Source organism: Pseudomonas wadenswilerensis (genome assembly GCF_024749185.1).
GTDB lineage: Bacteria > Pseudomonadota > Gammaproteobacteria > Pseudomonadales > Pseudomonadaceae > Aquipseudomonas > Aquipseudomonas wadenswilerensis.
Window position 1 is genome coordinate 3,841,304 of record NZ_CP087191.1, and the last position, 24,066, is coordinate 3,865,369.

Below are 24,066 nucleotides of genomic sequence, written 5' to 3' on the forward strand. Positions count from 1 at the left end.
TTTTTATTGGGCCTGCTTTGCAGGCCATCGCTGGCAAGGCCAGCTCCCACAGGGAATGTCTACACAGGACCACTGTGGGAGCAACTGTCTTGATCAGGCTGTTTGCACTCGCCAAGGGGTATTGTCCCGCAGCATTGCATTCAGCCTGACGATCAGCACCCGCATGCAAGCTACGAGTGCCACCTTGGCGCACTTGCCACGTGCCCGAAGTGCTTCGTAGCGTGCTTTAAATTCTGTGTTGTGACGGATGATGATCCAGCTCGACATGTACAGCACTCGCCTTACATGGGCCCGACCACCCCATATCTGGCGGTGCCCTCGATGGCTACCACTATCGTTGTTGTAAGGCGCTACGCCCACCAGCGCGGCGATCTGACGGCGGTCCAACTGCCCCAGTTCAGGCAGTGAGGCGAGCAGATTTGCGGCGGTTACCCGACCGATTCCGCTCACCGCCAACAACTGACTCGCCCTGGTATCGTCCAGTTGCACCATCGCCTGGTCAATTTCTTCGTCGAGGCGTTTGATCAGCACTTTCAGGTGTTCTATGTGCTCATCAAAGTGGGCCATCGCCATTGCCGAGCGGCATTGCAGGCGACGCCGTTTGTAGTCATCACGGCTCTGCACAAATTGGGCGCGCTGCTTCACCAACTCGCGCAGCTCTTCGCGTTCCGGGCTGATCGGTTGGCTTTGAGGAACGCTGAGGTGTGCAGCGAAGTCCGCAAGGACTTCGGCGTCGATCTTGTCGGTTTTGGCTTTTTTACCCATGGCATCGGCGAATTTCCGGGCACGGGCTGGGTTGATGCAGATGGTTTCCAGTCCTGCTGAGGCCAGGGCGATCAACACATCTTTCTCGTAGCCGCCTGTCGCTTCGATCAGCACTCGACTGATCTTGAAGTCCTTCAGACGCTCAAGCAACGCCTCGAAGCCTGCGGAGTTGTTGGCCACTTCGAAGCGGATTTTCTGAGGTTTGATGCAGATTTCCAAAGTGGCTTTGGCAGTGTCGATTCCAACAGAAGACAACATGGCTGAACCCTCTTACACTCAGTTGTGAGAGCGCTCTGGCTTGGCCCACGCTTGTGATTCGAGAGGCGCTCAATCAACTGTTCGGGCTCGGGCCAGAGTGGAGAGGTGAATGGCAGCTTTGCTCCCACACGTGCTTTAAGCACTACCGGCGTACAGCTTGCCATTCACCGCTCTCACTTCTGATTCTATTCCTACCTCAAGACACAAGCCGGCGTTGCCGGCGATGAGGCCCTTCAGATCACGAACAAATCCACAAACCGCTGCACCGCCGCCGCCTCAAGCGCCGCCTGGTCTTTGCACAAGGCAAAGATCTCGGCGCTGCGCTGCCCGGTAAAACGCGTCGCCAGGTTGGCCTTGAACTTCTCTTCCAGCAATGGGATCCCCTCGGCCCGACGGCGACGATGGCCAATCGGGTACTCCACCACCACCTGCTCGGTGCTCGAACCGTCATTGAAAAACACCTGCACGGCATTGGCGATCGAACGCTTGTCGGCCTCCAGGTATTCACGGGTATAACGCGGCTCTTCGACGATATCCATCTTCTCGCGCAGGCGGTCGATGATCGGGTGCGCGGCATGGAAATCATCTTCGTATTGTTCGGCCACCAGGTTGCCGAAAATCAGCGGCACGGCGGTCATGTACTGGAGGCAGTGATCGCGGTCGGCGGCATTGGCCAGGGTGCCGACCTTGGAGATGATGCGGATCGCCGATTCATGGGTGGTAATGACAATACGCTCGATTTCATGCAGGCGGTTGCGCACCTGCGGGTGCAGAATCACCGCCGCCTCACAGGCGGTCTGGGCATGGAATTCGGCAGGGAAGCTGATCTTGAACAGCATGTTTTCCATCACGTAGCTGGCGTATTTCTGCGTCAGGCTGAAGGCGCGCTTGTCTTCAGGCTTGAGCGCCAGGTCCTTGTTGGTGTGACTGAACAGCACATCATAAAAGCCCCACTGCGGCGCGCTCAGCACCCCGGGAATACCCATCTCGCCACGCAGGGCGATATCGGCCAGGCGCACGCCACGGCTGGAAGCATCGCCCGCCGCCCAGGACTTGCGCGAGCCGGCATTCGGCGCATGGCGATAAGTACGCAGCGCCTGGCCGTCGACGAAGGCATGGGAAAGTGCCGCCAGCAGCTGTTCGCGATTGGCGCCCATGAGCTTGGCGCACACGGCCGTCGAGGCGACCTTGACCAGCAGCACATGGTCCAGCCCGACGCGGTTGAAGGAGTTTTCCAGGGCAATCACACCCTGGATCTCGTGGGCCATGATCATCGCCTCAAGCACCACGCGCATGCTCAAGGGCGCTTCGCCATTGGCCACACGTTTTTGCGAGAGGTGATCGGCCACGGCCAGGATGCCGCCGAGGTTGTCCGAGGGATGCCCCCACTCGGCGGCCAGCCAGGTGTCGTTGTAGTCGAGCCAACGGACGATACAACCGATGTCCCAAGCGGCCTTGACCGGGTCCAGGCGGTAGCTGGTACCCGGCACCCGCGCGCCGAACGGCACCACGGTCCCCTCCACCAGCGGCCCCAGGTGCTTGGTGCATTCGGGGAAGCGCAACGCCAGCAGGCCGCAGCCCAGGGTATCCATCAGGCAGTTGCGCGCCGTGTCCAGCGCCTCCGGCGATTCGGCCTTGAAGCCCAGGACGTAATCAGCGATGTCCTGCAGCACCCGGTCATAATCGGGGCGGTTGTTCAGATCAACGTTGGCACTCATTTCACATCTCTCTGTTGACGTAGGTAACAGGGAGCCAAGCGCCGCTACTGGTTAGAAGGCATCACCGGGTACCCGTACCCAGCCCTCCATCAGTACGCGAGCGCTACGGCTCATGATTGCTTTGGTGACAGTCCACTCACCGTTCACCTGCCGGGCTTCGGCGCCAACGCGCAGGGTGCCCGAGGGGTGACCGAAACGTACGGCCGTGCGCTCGCCACCACCGGCGGCGAGGTTGACCAGGGTGCCAGGCACTGCCGCGGCAGTACCGATGGCCACGGCGGCAGTGCCCATCATGGCGTGGTGCAACTTGCCCATGGACAGCGCCCTTACCAATAGATCAACGTCGCTGGCGGCCACGGCTTTACCGCTGGATGACTGATAGGCCGCCGGTGGCGCGACAAAGGCGACTTTCGGTGTGTGCTGGCGCTTGGCGGCTTCGTCGACATGCTCGATCAGGCCCATGCGCACCGCGCCATAGGCACGGATGGTCTCGAAACGGGCCAGGGCTTGCGGGTCGCTGTTGATCGCGTCCTGCAGCTCGGTGCCGGTGTAACCGATGGCTTCGGCCTGGATGAAGATGGTCGGAATGCCGGCATTGATCAGCGTGGCCTTCAGCGTGCCGACACCGGGTACCACCAGGTCGTCGACCAGGTTGCCGGTGGGGAACATCGAGCCGCCCTCGCCGTCTTCATCGGCGGCCGGGTCCATGAACTCGAGCTGCACCTCGGCGGCCGGAAAGGTTACGCCGTCCAGTTCGAAGTCGCCGGTTTCCTGGACTTCGCCATTGGTGATCGGCACATGGGCAATGATGGTCTTGCCGATATTGGCCTGCCAGATGCGCACCACGGCCATGCCGTTGTGCGGGATGCGGCTGCTGTCGACCAGGCCGGCGCTGATGGCGAACGAGCCGACGGCTGCCGAGAGGTTGCCGCAGTTGCCGCTCCAGTCGACGAACGCGGTGTCGATCGAGACCTGGCCGAACAGGTAGTCGACATCGTGCTCGGGCTTGATGCTGCGCGAAAGGATCACGGTTTTGCTGGTACTGGACGTCGCGCCGCCCATGCCGTCGATCTGCTTGCCATAGGGGTCGGGGCTGCCGATCACCCGCAGCAGCAGCGCGTCGCGGGCCGGGCCCGGGATCTGCGCGCTTTCCGGCAGGTCGTCGAGGCGGAAGAAAACGCCCTTGCTGGTGCCGCCACGGATGTAGGTGGCGGGGATTTTGATCTGGGGTACGTGAGCCATGGGGGTCTTGTCCTGTTGTCGTTCAGCAATCTTCAGGCTATTCACCTTCCCTGTGGGAGCCGGCTTGCCGGCGATGGCATCGACGCGGTCTATGCACTGCGCGGTGCCGGCATCGCTGGCAAGCCAGCTCCCACAGAGGGCAAGTTGCCTGTACCTCAACCCATCAAACCGCTACCGCCGATTCGAGGAAGTCCTGGGCAAAGCGCTGCAGCACCCCGCCGGCTTCGTAGATCGACACTTCTTCGGCGGTATCCAGGCGGCAGGTCACCGGCACTTCGACACGTTCGCCGTTGGCCCGGGTGACAACCAGGGTCAGGGTCGCCCGCGGGGTGCGCTGGCCGAGCACGTCGAAGGTTTCGGTGCCGTCGATGCCCAGGGTCTTGCGGTTGACGCCCGGCTTGAACTCCAGCGGCAACACGCCCATGCCCACCAGGTTGGTGCGGTGGATTCGCTCGAAGCCTTCGGCGACGATGGCCTCGACACCGGCCAGGCGCACGCCCTTGGCCGCCCAGTCACGGGACGAGCCCTGGCCGTAGTCGGCACCGGCAACGATGATCAGCGGCTGCTTGCGCTGCATGTAGGTTTCGATCGCTTCCCACATACGGGTGACCTTGCCTTCCGGCTCGATGCGCGCCAGCGAACCCTGCTTGACCTTGCCGCCTTCCTGGACCATTTCGTTGAACAGTTTGGGGTTGGCGAAGGTTGCGCGTTGCGCGGTCAGGTGGTCGCCACGGTGGGTCGCGTAGGAGTTGAAGTCCTCCTCCGGCAGGCCCATTTTCGCCAGGTACTCACCGGCCGCGCTGTCGAGCATGATGGCGTTGGACGGCGACAGGTGGTCGGTGGTGATGTTGTCCGGCAGCACCGCCAGCGGGCGCATGCCCTTGAGCGTGCGCTCGCCGGCCAGGGCGCCTTCCCAGTACGGCGGGCGGCGGATGTAGGTGCTCATCGGGCGCCAGTCGTACAGCGGGGTGACCTTGGGCCCGGTGTCTTCCTGCACGGCGAACATCGGGATGTACACCTGGCGGAACTGCTCGGGCTTGACCGCCGCCTTGACCACCGCGTCGATCTCTTCGTCGCTTGGCCAGATGTCTTTCAGGCGGATTTCCTTGCCATCGACCACGCCCAGCACGTCCTTCTCGATGTCGAAGCGGATGGTGCCGGCAATCGCATAGGCCACCACCAGCGGCGGCGATGCCAGGAACGCCTGCTTGGCGTACGGGTGGATACGACCGTCGAAGTTGCGGTTGCCCGAGAGCACGGCGGTGGCGTACAGGTCGCGATCGATGATCTCTTGCTGGATGACCGGATCAAGCGCACCGGACATACCGTTGCAGGTGGTGCAGGCAAAGGCGACGATGCCGAAACCGAGCTGCTCCAGCTCGTCATCCAGGCCCGCCTCTTTCAGGTACAGGGCCACGGTTTTCGAGCCCGGTGCCAGCGACGATTTCACCCACGGCTTGCGCACCAGGCCAAGCTTGTTGGCGTTGCGTGCGAGCAAACCGGCGGCAATCACGTTGCGCGGGTTGCTGGTGTTGGTGCAGCTGGTGATCGCAGCGATGATCACCGCGCCATCGGGCATTTGCCCCGGCACTTCGTCCCACTGGCCGGCAATGCCTTTGCTCGACAGGTCGCTGGTGGCGACCCGGGCGTGGGGGTTGGATGGCCCGGCCATGTTGCGCACCACGCTGGACAGGTCGAAGCGCAGCACCCGCTCGTACTCGGCGTTGGCCAGGCTGTCGGACCACAGGCCGGCGACCTTGGCGTAGGTTTCCACCAGCTTGACCTGCTCGTCTTCACGGCCGGTGAGCTTGAGGTAGTCGATGGTCTGCTGGTCGATGGAGAACATCGCCGCGGTGGCGCCGTATTCCGGGGCCATGTTGGAGATGGTCGCGCGGTCGCCCAGGGTCAGGGCGCGAGCACCTTCGCCGTAGAATTCCAGGTAGGCGCCAACCACCTTTTCCTTGCGCAGGAATTCGGTCAGGGCCAGCACCACGTCAGTGGCGGTGATGCCCGGCTGCGGCTTGCCCGAGAGCTCGACGCCGACGATCTCCGGCAGGCGCATCCACGAGGCGCGGCCGAGCATGACGTTCTCGGCTTCAAGGCCGCCGACGCCGATGGCGATCACGCCCAGGGCATCGACGTGCGGGGTGTGGCTGTCGGTGCCGACACAGGTGTCCGGGTAGGCCACACCGCGCTCGGCATGGATCACCGGCGACATCTTCTCCAGGTTGATCTGGTGCATGATGCCGTTGCCTGGCTGGATCACGTCGACGTTCTTGAACGCCTTCTTGGTCCAGTTGATGAAGTGGAAACGGTCTTCGTTGCGGCGGTCTTCGATGGCGCGGTTCTTCTCGAACGCCTGCGGGTCGAAACCACCGCATTCCACCGCCAGGGAGTGGTCGACGATCAGCTGCACCGGCACCACCGGGTTGACCTGGGCCGGGTCACCGCCACCTTCGGCGATGGCGTCGCGCAGGCCGGCGAGGTCGACCAGCGCGGTCTGGCCAAGGATGTCGTGGCACACCACGCGGGCCGGGAACCAGGGGAAGTCGAGGTCGCGCTTGCGCTCGATCAGCTGGCCCAGCGAGGCATTGAGGCTGGCCGGATCGCAGCGGCGCACCAGGTTTTCCGCCAGTACGCGGGAGGTATAAGGAAGACGGTCATAGGCGCCGGGCTTGATCGCATCGACCGCCGCGCGGGCGTCGAAATAATCCAGGCCAGTGCCCGGCAGGTTCTTGCGAAATTCACTATTCATGGCACAGGGACTCAATCACGGTAAGGTCGGTGGCACAGCGGCCAGCCCGGAACCCTGTGGGAGCTGGCTTTGCCAGCGATGCAGCCAGCGCGATGCACCTGACACCGCGTCGATTCCATCGCCGGCAAGGCCGGCTCCCACAACAGCACAAGCTCCAGTGCTGGCCCAGTGAGCCAGTCTCAGCGTTGTTCGATTGGCACGAACTTGCGCTGTTCGACGCCGGTGTACTCGGCGCTCGGGCGGATGATGCGGTTGTTGGCACGCTGCTCGAATACATGCGCCGCCCAGCCGGTCAGGCGCGAGCAGACGAAGATCGGGGTGAACAGCTTGGTCGGGATGCCCATGAAGTGGTACGCCGAGGCATGGTAGAAGTCGGCGTTGGGGAACAGCTTCTTCTGCTCCCACATGGTCTTGTCGATGGCTTCGGACACCGGGTACAGCACAGTGTCGCCCACCTCATCGGCCAGCTTCTTCGACCAGGCCTTGATCACTTCGTTACGCGGGTCGGACTCTTTGTAGATCGCATGGCCGAAGCCCATGATCTTGTCCTTGCGCGCCAGCATCTGCAGCAGCTCGGTGACCGCTTCCTGCGGGCTCTGGAAGCGCTCGATCAGCTCCATCGCCGCTTCGTTGGCGCCGCCATGCAACGGGCCGCGCAGCGAGCCGATGGCCGCGGTGACGCAGGAATACAGATCGGACAGGGTCGAGGCACAGACCCGCGCGGTGAAGGTCGAGGCGTTGAACTCGTGCTCGGCGTAGAGGATCAGCGAGACGTTCATCACCTTGACGTGCAGCTCGCTCGGCTTCTTGCCGTGCAGCAGGTGCAGGAAGTGGCCGCCAATGGTGTCTTCATCGCTGGTGCAGTCGATGCGCACGCCATCGTGGGTGAAGCGGTACCAGTAGCACATTACCGCCGGGAACAGCGCCAGCAGGCGGTCGGTCTTGTCGTGCTGCAGGTCGAAGGTCAGCTCCGGCTCCAGGGTGCCGAGCACCGAGCAACCGGTGCGCATGACGTCCATCGGGTGAGCATTCGCCGGAATGCGTTCGAGCACTTCTTTCAGGGCTTGCGGCAGGTCACGCAGGGCCTTGAGCTTGTGCTGGTACTCGGCCAACTGCGCCTTGCTCGGCAGCTCGCCGTACAGCAGCAGGTAGGCGACTTCTTCAAACAGCGCGTGCTCGGCCAGGTCGCGCACGTCATAACCGCGATAGGTCAGGCCGGCACCGGCCAGCCCTACGGTCGACAGTGCGGTTTGCCCGGCCACTTGACCACGCAGGCCGGCACCGCTGAGTACTTTTGCTTCGGCCATGTCTTTCTCCACTTTTGAAATTGTTATGGAATCTTGGCTAATCGCGGGGCAAGCCCGCTCCTACAGGCTCGGGCATTCAGCCCTTTTTCTGGGCGAACAGTGCGTCGAGCTTCTGCTCGAACACGTGGTAGTTGATGGCGTCGTACAGCTCCATGCGAGTCTGCATGGTGTCGATGACGTTTTTCTGCGTGCCGTCGCGACGCAGCGCGGTGTAGACGTTTTCGGCAGCCTTGTTCATGGCGCGGAAGGCCGACAGCGGGTAGAGCACCAGCGAGACATCGACCGAAGCCAGTTCTTCGGTGGTGTACAGCGGCGTGGCGCCGAATTCGGTGATGTTGGCCAGGATCGGGGCTTTGACCCGGTCGGCGAAGGTCTTGTACATCGAAAGCTCGGTGATGGCTTCCGGGAAGACCATGTCGGCACCGGCCTCGATGCAGGCGGCGGCACGGTCCAGGGCCGCTTCCAGGCCTTCGACGGCCAGCGCGTCGGTACGCGCCATGATCACGAAGCTGTCGTCGGTACGGGCGTCGACGGCGGCCTTGATGCGGTCGACCATCTCCTGCTGGGAGACGATTTCCTTGTTCGGGCGGTGGCCGCAGCGCTTGGCACCGACCTGGTCTTCGATATGAATGGCGGCGGCGCCGAACTTGATCATCGACTTGACGGTACGCGCAACGTTGAACGCCGAGGAGCCAAAACCGGTATCGACGTCCACCAGCAGCGGCAGGTCGCAGACATCGGTGATGCGCCGTACGTCGGTCAGCACGTCGTCCAGGCCGCTGATGCCCAGGTCAGGCAGGCCCAGCGAGCCTGCGGCCACGCCGCCACCGGACAGGTAGATGGCCTTGAAACCGGCACGCTGGGCCAGCAGCGCGTGGTTGGCGTTGATCGCACCGACCACCTGCAACGGGTGTTCGGCGGCAACTGCATCGCGAAAGCGCTGGCCGGGACTGCTTTTCTGACTCATGACTCACCTCGTGGGCTGGTAGCGTCCAGATAGTGACGCTCGATGTTGCGTTTGGAGGCGCCGATGTGACGGCGCATCAAGAGCTCGGCCAGTTCACCGTCACGGTCGGCGATGGCATCGAGAATCCGGTGGTGTTCGGCGAACGCCTGGCGTGGCCGGTTGGGCGTGGCGGAGAACTGGATGCGATACATGCGCACCAGCTGATACAGCTCGCCGCAGAGCATCTGCACCAGGGTGCGGTTGCCGCTGCCCTGGATGATCCGGTAATGGAAGTCGAAATCGCCTTCCTGCTGGTAATAGCCAAGGCCGGCCTGGAAGGTGGCGTCGCGCTCGTGGGTGTCGAGCACCCGGCGCAGCTCGTCGATCTCGGCTACGCTCATACGCTCGGCGGCCAGGCGGCAGGCCATGCCTTCGAGGGACTCGCGAATCTCGTACAGCTCGATCAGCTCGGCATGGCTGAGCGACACCACCCGTGCCCCGACATGGGGCACGCGCACCAGCAGGCGCTGGCCTTCCAGGCGGTGGATCGCCTCGCGCAGCGGCCCGCGGCTAATGCCGTAGGTGCGCGCCAGCTCAGGCTCGGAGATCTTGCTGCCGGGGGCGATCTCGCCTTTGACGATAGCCGCCTGGATACGCCGGAAGACGTTTTCCGAGAGGGTTTCGCTGTCGTCTGCCACTGTGCCGGGGGCTTGGGCTGTGTCCAGCATATTGTCGACACCTCATAAATCAATGAGGGCAAAACTAGCCAAACCAGCATGAATAGTCAAAGACAAAATCAACATTGTCGACAATCGTCTAAGAACGAACTTCAAGGTCCCCGCTGTTGTCTGAGTGCAGCCGCTGGCGCCAGCACACCAGCGTGATAGAATGCCGCGCCTCCCGACGGGGCACGAATAGTGTGTCTGTCATCTGTTCATGCAGGTGCCAGGTAAACGAGGATGCTTGCGCAGTACTGCCAGTGGCCTTGACCCGAACATCGCACAGCACCGCGCCAGGATTTATGAGACTTACGCCCCTCCCACTGTTGTTCAGCCTCTGTCTGTTGCCGGCCCTGGGCCAGGCCGCGGAAAAGACCGTGTACGGCCTTAATGAATACGCCCGCCTGGCCGATATCGACCTGGAAGTGGCGGCCAAACTCGACACCGGGGCCAAGACCGCCTCGCTCAGTGCCCGCGACATCAAGCGCTTCAAGCGCAACGGTGAGTCCTGGGTGCGCTTCTACCTGGCAATTGACGCTGCCCACTCGCATCCGATAGAACGACCACTGGCCCGCGTCAGCAAGATCAAGCGACGCGCCGGTGATTACGACCCGGACGAAGGCAAGGCCTATACCGCCCGTCCGGTGATTGCCATGAACATCTGCATGGGTACGGCCCTGCGCAGCATCGAAGTGAACCTGACCGACCGCAGCGCGTTCCAGTATCCGCTGCTGATCGGCTCCGAGGCCCTCAAGCACTTCGACGCGCTGGTCGATCCAAGCCTTAAATACGCTGCCGGCAAACCCGCCTGCGCCACTGACGCTCACACCGCAGAGTAATCCTGATGCGCTCTCTTACCCTCCATCTGAAAGTCCTGATTACCGTCCTGGTGCTACTGGGCATCCTGGTCACGGCCTATCAGATCTTCTTTCTCGGCATTCCGGTGACCGAGGATGAAACCGATGACCTGTGGAACATCGACGCCAAGGTCGAGTTCGTCGCCAGCCCCAAGGACCCGGTCAAGGTCCAGATGTTCGTACCACCGCTGAGCCGCGACTACGTGAGCCTCAACGAGAGCTTCATCTCCAATAACTATGGCGTCAGCGTCAACCGCGTCGACGGCAACCGCAAGGTGACCTGGTCGGCACGCCGCGCCAACGGCAACCAGACCCTCTACTACCGCCTGGTGCTGACCAAGCGCTACAGCACCGAAAAGGCCAAGATCAAGGGCCCGACCTTCCGTGACAGCCTGGCCGTCGAAGGCCCCGAGAAGATCGCCGCCGAAGCCCTGATGGCGCCTATTCGCCAGCATTCGGCCGACGTCGAAACCTTCGTCGGCGAAACCATCAAGCGGGTCAACAACCTCAACGACGACAACGTCAAGCTGCTGCTGGCCGGCGACACCTCGTCGCTGAACAAGGCCAAGGTCATCGACCTGCTGCTGTCCATCGCCCACGTACCGGTCGAGAAGGTCCACACCATCCGCCTGGTCGCCGACCAGCCGCAAACCCCGGAACTGTGGCTGCGCAGTTTCAACGGCACCGACTGGCTGTATTTCAACCCGGACACCGGCGAGCAAGGCCTGCCTGCCGACCGCCTGCTGTGGTGGACCGGCGATGACAACCTGATCACCGTCGATGGCGGCAAGAAAGCCAACGTCAGCTTCAGCCTCAACAACAGCGAAATGAACGCCATTCGCCTGGCCAAGCTGACCGACGAGAACACCGACGCCGACTTCCTCGAATACTCGCTGTACGGCCTGCCGCTGCAGACCCAGCAGACCTTCATGATCATGGTGATGATCCCGATCGGCGTACTGGTGATCCTGGTGCTGCGCAACCTGATCGGCATCCAGACCCTGGGTACCTTCACCCCGGTGCTGATCGCCCTGGCCTTCCGCGAAACCCAGCTGGGCTTCGGCATCATCCTGTTCACGGTGATTACCGCGCTCGGGCTGTCGCTACGCTCCTACCTCGAACACCTTAAATTGCAGATGCTGCCGCGCCTGTCGGTGGTGCTGACCTTCGTCGTGGTGCTGATCGCCGCGATCAGCCTGTTCAGCCACAAGCTGGGCCTGGAACGCGGCCTGTCGGTGGCGCTGTTCCCGATGGTGATCCTGACCATGACCATCGAGCGACTGTCGATCACCTGGGAAGAGCGCGGTGGCGGCCATGCCATGAAAGTGGCGATCGGCACCCTGTTCGCCGCCTCCCTGGCGCACCTGCTGATGAGCGTGCCGGAGCTGGTGTACTTCGTCTTCACCTTCCCGGCGGTGCTGCTGGTACTGGTCGGCTTCATGCTGGCGATGGGTCGCTACCGCGGCTACCGCCTGACGGAGCTGGTGCGTTTCAAGGCTTTCGTGAAGGCTGACGCCTGATGTTCGGTCTCTGGAAAACCTGGAAAGCCCTGGAGGCCCGGGGCATCATGGGTATCAACCGGCGCAATGCGGACTACGTCCTCAAGTACAACAAGCGCCACTTGTACCCGATCGTCGACGACAAGATCATCACCAAGGAGCGTGCGATCCAGGCCGGCATCCATGTGCCGGAAATGTACGGGATCATCTCCACCGAGAAAGAGATCGACAAGCTCGGGGAAATCATCGGCGGGCGCAGCGACTTTGTCGTCAAGCCTGCCCAGGGTGCCGGCGGTGACGGCATCCTGGTGGTTGCCGATCGCTTCGAAGACCGTTATCGCACGGTCTCGGGCAAGATCATCAGCCACGAGGAAATCGAGCACCAGATCTCCAGCATTCTCACCGGCCTCTACTCCCTGGGCGGTCACCGCGACCGCGCTCTGATCGAGTACCGGGTCACCCCGGACCAGATCTTCAAGAGCATCAGCTACGAAGGCGTGCCGGACATCCGCATCATCGTGCTGATGGGCTACCCGGTGATGGCCATGCTGCGTTTGCCGACCCGCCAGTCCGGCGGCAAGGCCAACCTGCACCAGGGCGCCATTGGCGTCGGCGTGGACCTGGCTACCGGCGTGACCCTGCGCGGCACCTGGCTGAACAACATCATCAGCAAGCATCCGGACACCACCAACGCGGTGGACGGCGTGCAACTGCCGAACTGGGACGGCTTCATGAAGCTTGCCGCCGGCTGCTACGAGCTGTGCGGCCTGGGCTACATCGGCGTCGACATGGTCCTGGACCAGGACAAGGGCCCATTGATCCTCGAGCTCAACGCCCGCCCCGGCCTGAACATCCAGATCGCCAACGACTGCGGCCTGACCCTGCGTACCCACGCAGTCGAGGCGCACCTGGAGCAGCTGGCCAAAGACGGCCGTCAGGAAAGCGTCGAAGAGCGCGTGCGCTTCGCCCAGGAGCTGTTCGGCCACGTGCCGAGCTGACTCAACACTCCGCCTGCGTCAGCCTGCCCGGCTGGCGCGGGCTGGAGACTCAATGTCGTAGTCAGCGCTAGGAGCATTTCCTACAGAGGACTACAATCGCCTCCCCCGCATTCATAGCTGTTACTTGCATGCCGACCTGTACGCTCCATCCCCTGCCCTACCAGGCCAACCCTGCGGCCTACTTCGCGCGCGTCCGCAAGGCTCCCGGCGCCGTGCTGCTCGACAGCGCCCGGCCGACCGCCGAGCGTGGCCGCTTTGACCTGCTCAGTGCCTGGCCACTGCAGACCCTGGCGCCCACTGTGGATGAAAGCGGCAGCGCCTACCTGCAGCGCCTGCGTGAAAGCCTGGCGCAACTGGGCCGGGCGGATGTACCCGATGGCATCGAACTACCGTTTGCCGGTGGCCTGATCGGCTACTTGAGCTACGACTTCGGCCGGCGCCTGGAGCATTTGCCCAGCATTGCCGTCGACGACCTGGGCCTGGCCGATGCCAGTCTTGGCCTGTATGCCTGGGCGCTGATCAGCGACCACCAGCTCAAGCGCAGCCAGCTGCTGTTTCACCCAAGCCTGGCCGAGGCCGAGCGCCAGCGCCTGATCGAACTGTTCGAGGCTCCCGCCCCCGCCGACGCCACCGGTTTCTCGCTGCAAGCACCGATGCGCGGCGATATCAGCGCGCAAACCTACCGCCAGGCCTTCGACCGCGTGCAGCAGTACATCCATGCTGGCGACTGCTACCAGATCAACCTCACCCAACGCTTTCGCGCGCCGTGCCAAGGCGACCCCTGGCACGCCTACCAGGCCCTGCGCCAGGCGTGCCCGACACCCTATTCGGGTTTCCAGCTACTGGCCGATGGCAGCGCGCTGCTGAGCTTCTCGCCGGAGCGTTTCATCCAGGTCAGCAATGGCCAGGTAGAAACCCGGCCGATCAAGGGTACCCGCCCACGCAGCAGCGATGCCGCTGAAGATGCGCGCAACGCCGCCGAACTGCTGGGCAGTCGCAAGGATCGTGCAGAGAACCTGATGATCGTCGACCTGTTGCGCAACGACCTGGGGCGCACCTGCGAGATCGGCTCGGTGAAGGTGCCGGAACTGTTCAGCCTGGAAAGCTACCCCAACGTGCATCACCTGGTCAGCAGCGTCACCGGGCGCCTGGCCGCCGGCAAGGATGCCCTGGACCTGATCGCCGACAGCTTCCCCGGTGGCTCGATCACCGGTGCCCCGAAAATCCGCGCCATGCAGATCATCGACGAGCTGGAGCCCAGCCGCCGGGCGCTGTACTGCGGATCCCTGCTGTATGTGGACGTGCGTGGTGAGATGGACAGCTCGATTGCCATCCGCAGCCTGCTGGTCAAGGACGGTCAGGTGTGCTGCTGGGGGGGTGGCGCAGTGGTGGCGGATTCGGACTGGCAGGCGGAGTACGAAGAGTCGATCACCAAGGTCAAGGTGTTGCTCGAGACCTTGCAAAGTCTCTAAAAGCATCGCTGGCAAGCCAGCTCCCACAGGTTGGGTGGTGAACCTGTGGGAGCTGGCTTGCCAGCGATGAGGCCCCTACAGGCTCAACGACCGGTTCGAAGCCTTGATGAACTCTTTCTTCAGCGCCTCGAAATCATGCACCGCCGGGAACTGCGGAAACTCGCGGATCACGTTCTCCGGCGCATGGAACAGAATCCCTGCATCCGCCTCGCCGAGCATGGTGGTGTCATTGTACGAATCCCCCGCGGCAATTACCCGGTAATACAGGCTCTTGAAGGCCAGCACCGACTGGCGCTTGGGATCTTTCTGGCGCAACTGGTAACCGGTAACCCGATCGGTTTCGTCTGTGATCAAGCGATGGCAAAGCAGCGTCGGGAAGCCCAGCTGGCGCATCAGCGGCTGGGAGAATTCGTAGAAGGTGTCGGAAAGGATCACCACCTGGAAGCGCTCACGCAGCCAGTCGACGAACTCGATGGCGCCGTCCAGCGGCTTGAGCGTGGCGATCACCGCCTGGATATCGGAAAGCTTCAGGCCATGCTCATCGAGAATGCGCAGGCGTTGCTTCATCAGCACGTCGTAATCGGGAATGTCGCGGGTGGTGGCCCGCAGCGATTCGATTCCGGTTTTTTCCGCGAAGGCGATCCAGATTTCCGGGACCAGCACACCTTCCAGGTCGAGACAGGCAATTTCCACAGCACACTCCTCGAACAACGCCAAAAATGGGAAGCCGCACTCTACATGCGCGGCGTCGACACCGGCAATTTTTGTTAAGATCGCAGGTATTACGAGCGCCAAGCGCCATTCAATGACCGGAAGCCGCCTGATGAGCCAACCCTTCGACGTCGCCGCCCTGGCCGCGACCTACGCCAACAAGTCGCCACAAGACATCCTCAAGCTGGCCTTCGAGCACTTCGGCGATGACCTGTGGATTTCCTTCAGCGGTGCCGAGGACGTGGTGCTGGTGGACATGGCCTGGAAGCTCAACAAGAACGTCAAGGTCTTCAGCCTCGACACCGGCCGCCTGCACCCGGAAACCTACCGCTTCATTGACCAGGTGCGCGAACAGTACAAGCTGCCGATCGAAATCCTCTCCCCCGACCACAGCAAGCTCGAGCCCTTGGTCAAAGAGAAAGGCCTGTTCAGCTTCTACAAGGACGGCCATGGCGAGTGCTGCGGCATCCGCAAGATCGAACCACTGCGGCGTAAGCTGAGCACCGTCAGCGCCTGGGCCACCGGCCAGCGCCGTGACCAGAGCCCGGGCACCCGCAGCCAGGTCGCCGCGCTGGAAATCGACAGCGCGTTCTCCACCCCCGAGCACACCCTGTACAAGTTCAACCCGCTGGCGCAGATGAGCAGCGAAGAAGTCTGGGGCTACATCCGCATGCTCGAGCTGCCGTACAACAGCCTGCACGAGCGCGGCTTCATCAGCATCGGCTGCGAACCCTGCACGCGCCCGGTGCTGCCGAACCAGCACGAGCGCGAAGGCCGCTGGTGGTGGGAAGAGTCAACCCAGAAGGAGTGCGGGCTGCACGCCGGCAACCTGATCACCAAGGGCTGACCGCCTCGCCCTGACAATAGCGTTCCAGGTGCTGCTCGAGATCGACAATCGCCTGTCGCAACATCTGCACCAGCTGACTGATACGGTGGGCTGGAGCCCGCGAGGTGCAGGCCTGTTCCAGCTGGACACAGATTGCCAGCACCTCATGCGCCCGGATCATCCGGGCGCCGCCCTTGAGACGGTGCACAAGGTCGGCCAGCGCCACCAGGTCCTTGCCGTCATGCAGCCGGTCCAACTGCCGCAGATCCTGGCGATTGCTGCTGACCAGATCGCCGAGCAGGGCCTGCACCTTGCCCTGATCACCTGCGGCCAGCACCAGCAGGCTGGAAATATCCATGCCTGGCAGCACCGGTAATGCCTCAGCCGCCACCGGCACCACGGTGCGGCCCGCCACACCCCCCAACGCCTGCGCCAGGTCATCGATGCTCAAGGGCTTGAACAGGCAGGCATTCATCCCCGCCGCCAGGCAACGGGCGCGCTCCGACGCCTGCGCGTTGGCGGTCACCGCCAGCACCTGGCAGGCCCGCCTGCCTGTCCGTCGTTCATGCTCGCGGATCGCCCTGGCCAGCCGATAGCCATCGAAGATCGGCATGTTGCAGTCGGCGAGGACCACATCGAACGACTCTCGCAGCCAGCAACGCAACCCCTCGCCGCCGTGCTCGCAAACCCGCACACGATGGCCCAGATAGCCCAGCTGATGCATGAGCAGAATGCGGTTGGCCGGATAGTCATCCACCACCAGCACCTTGAGCGGCTTCACCCCGCCAGCGTTTTCCCGGCGCCCACCTGGCACGTCGCTGGAAGCCGAAGGTGGCAGGCAGGTCAGGCTCAACTGCAGCTCGACGCGCGTACCAACACCGATACTGCTGTCCAGCTGCATGCGCCCGCCCATCAGCTCGCACAGCATCCGGCAGATGCTCAGCCCCAGCCCCGCACCATTGCGCCCCGCCTGCCGGTTGTTGCTGGCCTGGCAATAGGGTGTGCCCAGGCGTGCCAGGTCGGCCATGGGAATGCCGACGCCGGTATCTTCCACCACCAGGGTGACCGCGACCCGGTGGCGCTGCCGTTGAGTTTCCAGGCGAACCCGCACTGAGCCTTCACGGGTGAACTTGATGGCATTGCTGATCAGGTTGGACAGAATCTGCTTGAAACGCAGGGCGTCGAGCAACACATCGCTTTCCAGCGCACCGACAACCTCCAGATGTAGGCGCAGGCCCTTGCTCAAGGCCTGCTGTTCAAACATGCGCACCACCCCTTCGACCTGCTGACGCAGTGGGGTGCGGCGCGGCTCGAGCAGCAGATGGCCGGACTCGATGCGGGTGACATCCAGCACATCGCCCAACAACTCAAGCAGACCGCGCGCCGAGCTTGAGGCCACCTCGATGGCCAGCCGATCGAGCACGCCCTGATCGGCCTTTTCCTGGGCGAGCTCCAGCATGCCCAGCAGGGCATTCATCGGCGTGCGGATCTCGTGGCTCATGGTCGCCAGAAACGTCGTCTTGGCCTGATTGGCCGCCTCTGCCTGTTCCTTGGCCGCTTGCAGTTCGGCGTACATCGCGGTCAGCGCCCGTTCGGCCCGTTCACACTTGCGGATCGACTGGCGCAGGTAGTGAATCCAGATCAGCGCCAATGCCAGCAAGCTGCCGACCACCGCACAGGCCTGGGCGATCAAGCGCCCGTTCTCGTGCCAAAAGCTGTCGACTCTCGCCAGCGTGGGGTTTTGCACCACCGCCGCGTGTGCGTGAGCCTCTAAGGCGTGCAAGCCGCGGATTGCATCCGGCCATATGCTCTGCGGTACTTCCTGGGCGCCTGCCACCCCGGCCAGGCACAGCAGTGCCAGCAACACCAGCGCTTGCAGCAAGCGAGCATGCACAAAATTCGGCAACCTAAACGAGCAGGTTGCGCTTGGCGACATCCGCCAGGTCCACCAACGACTTGACCCTCAACTTTTCGATCAGACGGGTTTTATAGGTACTGATGGTCTTGTTGCTCAACAGCATCGCATCGCCGATGGCCTTGTTGCTCAAGCCGCGGGCCAGCTGTTGCAGCACCAGCAGTTCACGATTGGTCAGGCTGGCGATGCACTCGGCCTCCGAGGCCCGGACATCGACTCTTCTCACAGAGCTGAGGGCAACTTCAGGGAAGTAGGTGTAGCCAGACATGACCGCATGCACGGCCTTGCTCAGTTCGCACAGGTCATCGGTTTTCGACACATAGCCGACCGCGCCCGCCTTCATGCAGCGCAGGGAAAAATAATCGGCCTGTTGTGAGGTCAAGATCAGAACTTTCAGCGCCAGCTTCATCGCCTTGACCCGGGCAATGACCTCCAGGCCGTCGAGCCCCGGGATGCTGATATCCAGGATCATCAGGTCAGGGGTCAGCTCACGCGCCAGGCGTACGGCATCAATGCCGTTATCGGTCTGGCCGACCACCTTGAAGCGTTCGCTGATCAGCAGCAGGTTGACGCTGGAGCGAATAAACGGGTGATCATCCACGATCAGGACACTACTCATGCTTTCCCTCATACCACGATGGTGACTGGGTCCGATTCACCCCTTGAAGGCAATTTCGCGGCTCTGCTCGCCCTCGACCAGCTCGAAGCGGTAGTGGCGTCCGGCCTTTTTCTCGAATGCGCGGGTATTGCCCGGTAACACATGGTGCTTGGTCGCCGGGGCACAGTCCTTGTTGCCCGCAGCGCAGTCATTGAAATGATCAAGGACAATCGTGGTGTTGCCCCTGTTGGGGACCAAGAAGCGCCCTGCCTCATGCTCAATGGCAGTCTGGTAGCGACTTGCCTGTGGCCGTATAAAGAGTATCGAGCCGTAACCGGCAAGAATGTTGACGCCGACCTTCAGCGCGTCCTCATAACGCTCGGCCTCGTCCTCGGTAATCGCGAAGCCGTCGTTGACCTCCGGCAGCACCGGGATGAAACGCAACCTGAAGTAGCGCTCATGGTCACGCTCCCCGCGATAGAGCAAGCGCACCGCCTGCATGCCATTGGCGGGGATGATCAGCCGCGCGGGACTGACCACCAGGCCACGCTGCAACGCCTCGCGGCCATCCATCTCGACCTCGCGCGCCTGACCCTGGTTGTCGTAGACCATCTCGACGACGCTGACCTTGACGAACGCAGTGGTGTCGCCGCCATTGCGCACGCGTTTGAGCAGCGTGCTCTTGCCGCCGTCCAGATAGTCGTAGAACGTACCGATATTGAGCTCGGGACCGGCAAGCGCGGTGGTGACCATCGACATCAACAGCAGCGGTACTGCCAGCGTTCCTTTCATCTATTTAGCTCCCAGCATAACTGGCTAATTAATATCATTCTCTTGCACTAGACGAGACCGAGCAACCGGCAGGGCCCGTAGGAAACGTCCTGATCTAACAGAGAAATTTCCATTGCCGACGGTTAGCGGTCGTCTACAGCGCAGCATCCAGCACCAGCGTCACGTCGCCCTGATAGGTTTCACCCGGGTACAAGAGCATCGAGGCGGTGTCGGCCTGTGACACTTCGAATAGCAGGCGCGCCTGGCGGTCGAGCGTGGCCTCGACGGTTTCGATGGTCAGCGAGGACGGAGCGCCAACCGGCAACACCAGGTTGTCCACCGGCGCACCGAGGTGCCTCATGCTTGCCGGCAGCGTCAGGGCAACCTTCAGCGGAACCTGATGGCCGCCACGACCGCGAATGCCACAACGCCCACCCAGGTCGTATTCGCAGCGGGTATGCACGCTGATTGCACCGGTGGTCCAGATCCGGAACGGCAGGATCCGGTACAGGCGCTGGGGCGGCGCGCCGCGATTGATCCAGCCCATCCAGCCGCCTGGTGGTTCAAGCACCGCCCGCTCGGAACCGGCCGGAAACTCGACCTTCAAGGGGTGTTTGACAGTGAACTCGAAATTCAGCGTTAGCAGGTCGGTGCTGACGCTGGTGACTCGGTTGCCCAGGTCGAAGTCCGCCCCGCTACCCCCGACGCTCAACTGCAACTGAGCCCGGTAGATGCCACTTTTCAACGAAAGAGGCGACGGCAACACCAGCTCAAAGCCCAGGCCCGTGACGGTGCTGTCGACGTTCACAACAGACCCGGCACTGCCGCTTCGTGCGTCCATGTAGCAACCGCCGGGCACCAGCATATCGACCCGGCCCAGGTACTGGGTAACGGCTTGATGTTCAGTAAACGCCGCAGGTACGCAAACACCCTGACTTGGCCCGACCAGGACCATGAGGCCCGGCTGAATCCTCAAACCGAAATGCGTAGGCCTGAACCGGACAGAAAAAGACTCTCCTTGCTCATTGACCAGATTCAGGGTTCTGGTAGCTGGCAGCCGGAAGTAGTACTTGTCACGAGCTTGCAGTGCACGGTGGATGAACGCCGTAGAGAATCTCAGCGGCAAACTGACCGTGTATCGATACTCGCTGCCGGCGCAAGGCACAAACCCCGAGCAGAATTCCGCCCGCGGCGTGGTGTTGACGAAACCACTGGGCGGCCTGCCGCTATAGCCTGGCGCGTACTCGCCAGTAATGTCCACCACGCTGGCCTGGGCAACGCCTGCGAGCGGCCCCAGGCACAACGCTGCCAGCGTCGCGAGAAGTGCGGCAAAGGCTGCGCACCGAGGTTTTTCCAGCCATCGCATCAAGCATCCTCCTTTGTTTGTTTCAGCTCGGCCTGGGCCACATTGGCCCCGGCGCAGGTCAGGTCACCGACCAGCAGAACGTCGTTCTCCCGGGTGTACTTGCCCTGATCGAAACTGACCAGGCACAAGGCATCGGCGCCCCGGCGAATTTCCAGGGTCGGTGTCGACTCGCTCATCTCGATGGCGAAAAAGCCATCCGCTTCGCTGACACTGCGGCTGGCGTGATTGATTACCAGCGCGCCCCTGAGCGGCTGCCCCTTGGCGTCGACCAGGCGACCGATCACGGTGAGGGTCTGCATCACGCGGATGCGGTGATAGTCGACCCCGCCACGGTTGAGGTGATACTCGACCGTCGAAGGCTGGATGACCGCCGTATGGGCGTCGTTACCGTCGAAGTCGAAGTGCACCTGGCCGGCCTTGTAGGCGCTGACCGGAATGACGTTGCGCCCCGGGCGCAGCACGGCGCTGTGGCCGTGGTGGTCATCGGCACGCATGCGCACACCTTGCAGGTCCGAATCGACATCGACGATCAGGCCTGCCTCGTGGGGCAGGTACTGCCCGGACATCGCCACTTTGCCGGCGCCGACCGCCAGCACACTGTCGAGGTTCAAACCCGCGGTCAGCTCGCCGTTGTAGGAGGAGCGCTGGGCATAGGCATCGCCATGCAGCAGCGGGCTCTCGAACAAGGCGCTGCCGCCAAACCCGGTACCGTAGCGGTCCAGCGCAACCGTGCCGGCCAGGCTCTGCAGGGCGCCGTAGTCAACGTCCTGCTGATAGGTCAGCGAGGCGTTCTGGTCGCGCGCACCGTCGCGGGACGTGCGACTGCCCAGGGTTGCCGAAATCCTTCGTCCCGGCCCGCCAAGGCTCATGCTCATGCTCAAGGTGACGCCACGGTTGCGCGCGTCGCCGGAGCTGCTGGTGCCCGGGCGATCGAACAGCGACAGGCGCCAGTTGGTGTCGGAGTTCAGCAACTTGCCGAAGTAGCCCCAGCCGACATCGAAGCCCATGCCATCGGCCCCTGTGCCGCTGCTGTGCGACACCCGCAAGGTCGCGGTACTTTGCCGATCGACCCGGTGGTTGAGCGACAGCGCACTCTGGCGGACTTCGCGAACGCTGTAGTCACGGTAGGAGACGGGCTGTTCCTCCTCGAAGCGGCGGCTGTCCAGCCAGGAACGGCTCTGGCTGAACACCAGCGAACCCGAGGCGTAGTTGTAGATGCCTTGCAGGTCATAGCCGTTGCCGTGGTCTTCGGTGTGAAAAACACTGCCATAGAGCTTGAGCGGATCGAGCACATCCCAGTCCAGCGAACCGCCATACTGCAGAAGCTCGTCGATTCGCTGGGCAGAGAGCCCGAGCACCGCCCGCGGATGCAACAGGTAGTTAGTGAAGACGCCGGCCGTCAGGCTGTTGTCATAGTCCTTGTCCCAATTGCTCCACAGGCTGCTTTGCTGCCCCATGTAAACGTTGTAGCGCCACGGCGACTCGGCGTTGCTCCAGTTGGAGGGCTTGTAGATGAAGGCTTCGCTGCGTGAGGTTTCCTGGTTGTCTTCAATCAGGCGGATCTCCACCTCATAGATCCCCCCGGGCAGCACCCGGGTATCCAGCGCCTGCAAGCCGGCCTGCACCGCCTGGCTGTTGATCAGCACACCATCACGGTAGATTTCGACGATCCCGGCGCGGTTCGGCGTGACATAGACCGGAGTGGCGCTGGCCTGGCCGTTGTTGACCGCCAGGCTGTCGCTGCTGCCGAGCATCAGGCCACGGGTGGTGTCGGGCAGGTTGCCGAGCAAGCGCGGCTGGCGGGTCAGGCCCTGGGCGCCCGGGGTGAAGTAACCCAGGCGAAAGAAGTGCTTGTCGTGCAAACGCTCGGCATAGAGCTGGTCCACGCGGTGCCGGGTTTGCTCGACGTAATCGCTGTTGCGGTCGAACCGCGCCTCGCCCACGGTGGTCCAGTTGCCGAAACTGCCCTGCCCTTGCACAGCATAACGACCGGTGGTTTCCAGGTCGCCACCGACCAGGTTCAACTGGTTGCGCAGCAGCAAGCCGTGGCTGCCACGTTCGGGCAACTGATGATAAAGCGCCGGCTGATCGCTGCGTTCCGCCGCCGTGGTAAGAATCGACAGCTGCGAATTCACCAGGCTGTAGTGCAACGCCACCAGCCCTCGCGGGCAACTGGACAGGCAGTTGCCCAGCGCCCTTGGCTCCTGGAGCTGTTCGCGCCAGCGCGAACGCTCGGTGTCGGAGGCGTGGCTCTCGAAGGTGTCGGTGAAGTCGAGCAGTTGCACCTGTTCATCGCGCGACAGCACCACCAGGGCATCGCCCAGGTAGCGCCCATCGAGGTCGACGCGAACGGCCAGGGGCACATCGAAAAAGTGCTCGCCAAATTCCTGCGGCAAGCCTTGCGCCTGGCTCAGCACCCCCAAGGGCCCGGCCTGCCCTCGGGCTTCGGCCCAGGCACAGGCTGTACCTGAGAGCACAAGGCACCCCAGGGCCAGTCGAATGGATGCAGCGAGAGACAAGTAATTAGCCATGTCCATTTTTTCACAGGCAATACTCACCCCGCACTCGTTCGAACGAATGAGCAGCGGGGTGAATAGAAGGGGATGGAACAGCGCTTGGCTGGCGACTTACGGCGAGACGGTCTCGAACAACATGTTGACGATGCCCTGGTAGTTGCCCGGCACGTAGCCACTCGGGCCGGCCGACTGGGCGGCTACGTCAAAGGCGACCAGGGTGCCTGCCGCTGCCGCGGCTGCCGGCACCACCGGAACCGAAGTGGTGGTCAAACCGGTGCCGTTGACCGCAACGTCCAGGCCGATGCTGTTGGCGCCGCTGTTAATCACCGCCGGGCTGAGCAGGCGCGCAGAAATCGCCCCGGTGGTGCTCTTGACCTGCAGCTGCTTGCGGATCGGCTCAAGCGATTCGCGCAGGGCATTCCAGGCCATGTTTTGCGGTTCGTTCATCCAGTTGCCGCCCACCGGCTCGACATAGAAGTTCTCGGTCGGGATGGTGGCCGTTACGGTAACTTGTTTCTCCAGCGGGTCGGCGGCGAATACATTACCAACGGCCAGCAGGGCGAGAGGTAGGGCCAGAAAAGTGCGCTTCATGAATAATTCTCCTCGAATAGACCTGTGAAAACGTCACAGACGACGTGCCGACGGCGAGTGTGTCCGCCGGCTTGTGCCGCACCGCGCAGGGCGGTTGACGAGGAGGATTATTCGGCAGATGTCCGACGCAAAAAGTCGGACCACTCCCAGCAAGATTGGGAAATTTCCCAAAGAAAAACAGGGTTCAATCGCACAAAAAAACGCCCCAAAAGGGGCGTTTTCTGAACATCGGACAA

At 62.7% G+C, this 24,066-nt stretch carries 19 protein-coding genes; 5 read left to right on the forward strand and 14 right to left on the reverse strand.

The annotated features are described in order from the left end of the window. Positions 1–93: 93 nt before the first annotated feature. From LOY45_RS17565 to LOY45_RS17595, 7 genes are all read right to left on the reverse strand, one after another. Positions 94–1,023 (reverse strand): IS110 family RNA-guided transposase, encoded by a 930-nt coding sequence (locus LOY45_RS17565; protein ID WP_258578010.1) that lies wholly within the window; start codon positions 1,021–1,023, stop codon positions 94–96. 233 nt (positions 1,024–1,256) lie between these two features. Further along, a complete protein-coding gene (gene prpD / locus LOY45_RS17570; protein ID WP_258578107.1) occupies positions 1,257–2,741 on the reverse strand; it encodes a 2-methylcitrate dehydratase in 1,485 nt (494 codons plus the stop codon). Between the two features lie 51 nt (positions 2,742–2,792). Then, complete coding sequence (gene prpF / locus LOY45_RS17575) at positions 2,793–3,983, reverse strand: 2-methylaconitate cis-trans isomerase PrpF (RefSeq protein ID WP_258578108.1); 1,191 nt, start codon at positions 3,981–3,983, stop codon at positions 2,793–2,795. Between the two features lie 163 nt (positions 3,984–4,146). After that, the gene (gene acnD / locus LOY45_RS17580; protein WP_134061973.1) at positions 4,147–6,738 is read right to left on the reverse strand and encodes a Fe/S-dependent 2-methylisocitrate dehydratase AcnD; all 2,592 of its coding nucleotides are present in this window, start codon (positions 6,736–6,738) and stop codon (positions 4,147–4,149) included. Between the two features lie 179 nt (positions 6,739–6,917). Continuing rightward, entirely contained in the window at positions 6,918–8,045 is a 1,128-nt protein-coding gene (gene prpC / locus LOY45_RS17585) for a bifunctional 2-methylcitrate synthase/citrate synthase (RefSeq protein ID WP_115086190.1), read from the reverse strand. Between the two features lie 76 nt (positions 8,046–8,121). Continuing rightward, positions 8,122–9,012, reverse strand: a complete 891-nt coding sequence (gene prpB / locus LOY45_RS17590) for a methylisocitrate lyase (protein WP_010222526.1) — start codon at positions 9,010–9,012, stop codon at positions 8,122–8,124. Beyond that, a complete protein-coding gene (locus LOY45_RS17595) occupies positions 9,009–9,719 on the reverse strand; it encodes a GntR family transcriptional regulator (protein WP_045194728.1) in 711 nt (236 codons plus the stop codon). Before LOY45_RS17595 ends, prpB begins: the two co-directional genes overlap by 4 nt. Positions 9,720–10,012: 293 nt before the next feature. On the opposite strand from LOY45_RS17595, the gene rloA reads away from it, so the two are divergent. The 4 genes from rloA to pabB all read left to right on the forward strand — a co-directional run bounded on the left by rloA (position 10,013) and on the right by pabB (position 14,536). Beyond that, positions 10,013–10,549, forward strand: a complete 537-nt coding sequence (gene rloA, locus LOY45_RS17600; protein ID WP_026001282.1) for a retropepsin-like aspartic peptidase RloA — start codon at positions 10,013–10,015, stop codon at positions 10,547–10,549. 5 nt (positions 10,550–10,554) lie between these two features. Then, positions 10,555–12,087, forward strand: a complete 1,533-nt coding sequence (gene rloB / locus LOY45_RS17605) for an osmotic stress tolerance membrane protein RloB (RefSeq protein WP_115086189.1) — start codon at positions 10,555–10,557, stop codon at positions 12,085–12,087. Further along, positions 12,087–13,064: an alpha-L-glutamate ligase-like protein gene (locus tag LOY45_RS17610; protein ID WP_115086188.1), complete on the forward strand. Its 978-nt coding sequence runs from the start codon at positions 12,087–12,089 to the stop codon at positions 13,062–13,064. The genes rloB and LOY45_RS17610 overlap by 1 nt, the downstream gene beginning before the upstream one ends. Positions 13,065–13,192: 128 nt before the next feature. Beyond that, complete coding sequence (pabB, locus tag LOY45_RS17615) at positions 13,193–14,536, forward strand: aminodeoxychorismate synthase component I (protein ID WP_258578109.1); 1,344 nt, start codon at positions 13,193–13,195, stop codon at positions 14,534–14,536. A gap of 75 nt (positions 14,537–14,611) precedes the next feature. On the opposite strand, the gene thrH is transcribed toward pabB, so the two are convergent. Continuing rightward, entirely contained in the window at positions 14,612–15,229 is a 618-nt protein-coding gene (gene thrH, locus LOY45_RS17620) for a bifunctional phosphoserine phosphatase/homoserine phosphotransferase ThrH (RefSeq protein WP_038609216.1), read from the reverse strand. 130 nt (positions 15,230–15,359) lie between these two features. On the opposite strand from thrH, the gene LOY45_RS17625 reads away from it, so the two are divergent. Further along, entirely contained in the window at positions 15,360–16,094 is a 735-nt protein-coding gene (locus LOY45_RS17625) for a phosphoadenylyl-sulfate reductase (protein WP_115086352.1), read from the forward strand. On the opposite strand, the gene LOY45_RS17630 is transcribed toward LOY45_RS17625, so the two are convergent. The 6 genes from LOY45_RS17630 to LOY45_RS17655 all read right to left on the reverse strand — a co-directional run bounded on the left by LOY45_RS17630 (position 16,081) and on the right by LOY45_RS17655 (position 23,830). Next, complete coding sequence (locus tag LOY45_RS17630) at positions 16,081–17,967, reverse strand: ATP-binding protein (RefSeq protein WP_233674003.1); 1,887 nt, start codon at positions 17,965–17,967, stop codon at positions 16,081–16,083. The genes LOY45_RS17625 and LOY45_RS17630 overlap by 14 nt on opposite strands. 13 nt (positions 17,968–17,980) lie before the next feature. Continuing rightward, positions 17,981–18,607: a response regulator transcription factor gene (locus LOY45_RS17635; protein ID WP_233674004.1), complete on the reverse strand. Its 627-nt coding sequence runs from the start codon at positions 18,605–18,607 to the stop codon at positions 17,981–17,983. A 36-nt stretch (positions 18,608–18,643) separates the two neighbouring features. Then, on the reverse strand, positions 18,644–19,378 hold the full coding sequence (locus tag LOY45_RS17640) for a fimbrial biogenesis chaperone (protein ID WP_134061965.1): 735 nt from the start codon (positions 19,376–19,378) through the stop codon (positions 18,644–18,646). 133 nt (positions 19,379–19,511) lie between these two features. Further along, complete coding sequence (locus tag LOY45_RS17645) at positions 19,512–20,312, reverse strand: hypothetical protein (protein WP_258578110.1); 801 nt, start codon at positions 20,310–20,312, stop codon at positions 19,512–19,514. 410 nt (positions 20,313–20,722) lie between these two features. Next, positions 20,723–23,254, reverse strand: coding sequence for a TcfC E-set like domain-containing protein (locus LOY45_RS17650; protein ID WP_233674063.1), 2,532 nt, complete (start codon positions 23,252–23,254; stop codon positions 20,723–20,725). A 96-nt stretch (positions 23,255–23,350) separates the two neighbouring features. After that, on the reverse strand, positions 23,351–23,830 hold the full coding sequence (locus tag LOY45_RS17655; protein WP_115086182.1) for a CS1 type fimbrial major subunit: 480 nt from the start codon (positions 23,828–23,830) through the stop codon (positions 23,351–23,353). Positions 23,831–24,066: the final 236 nt, after the last annotated feature.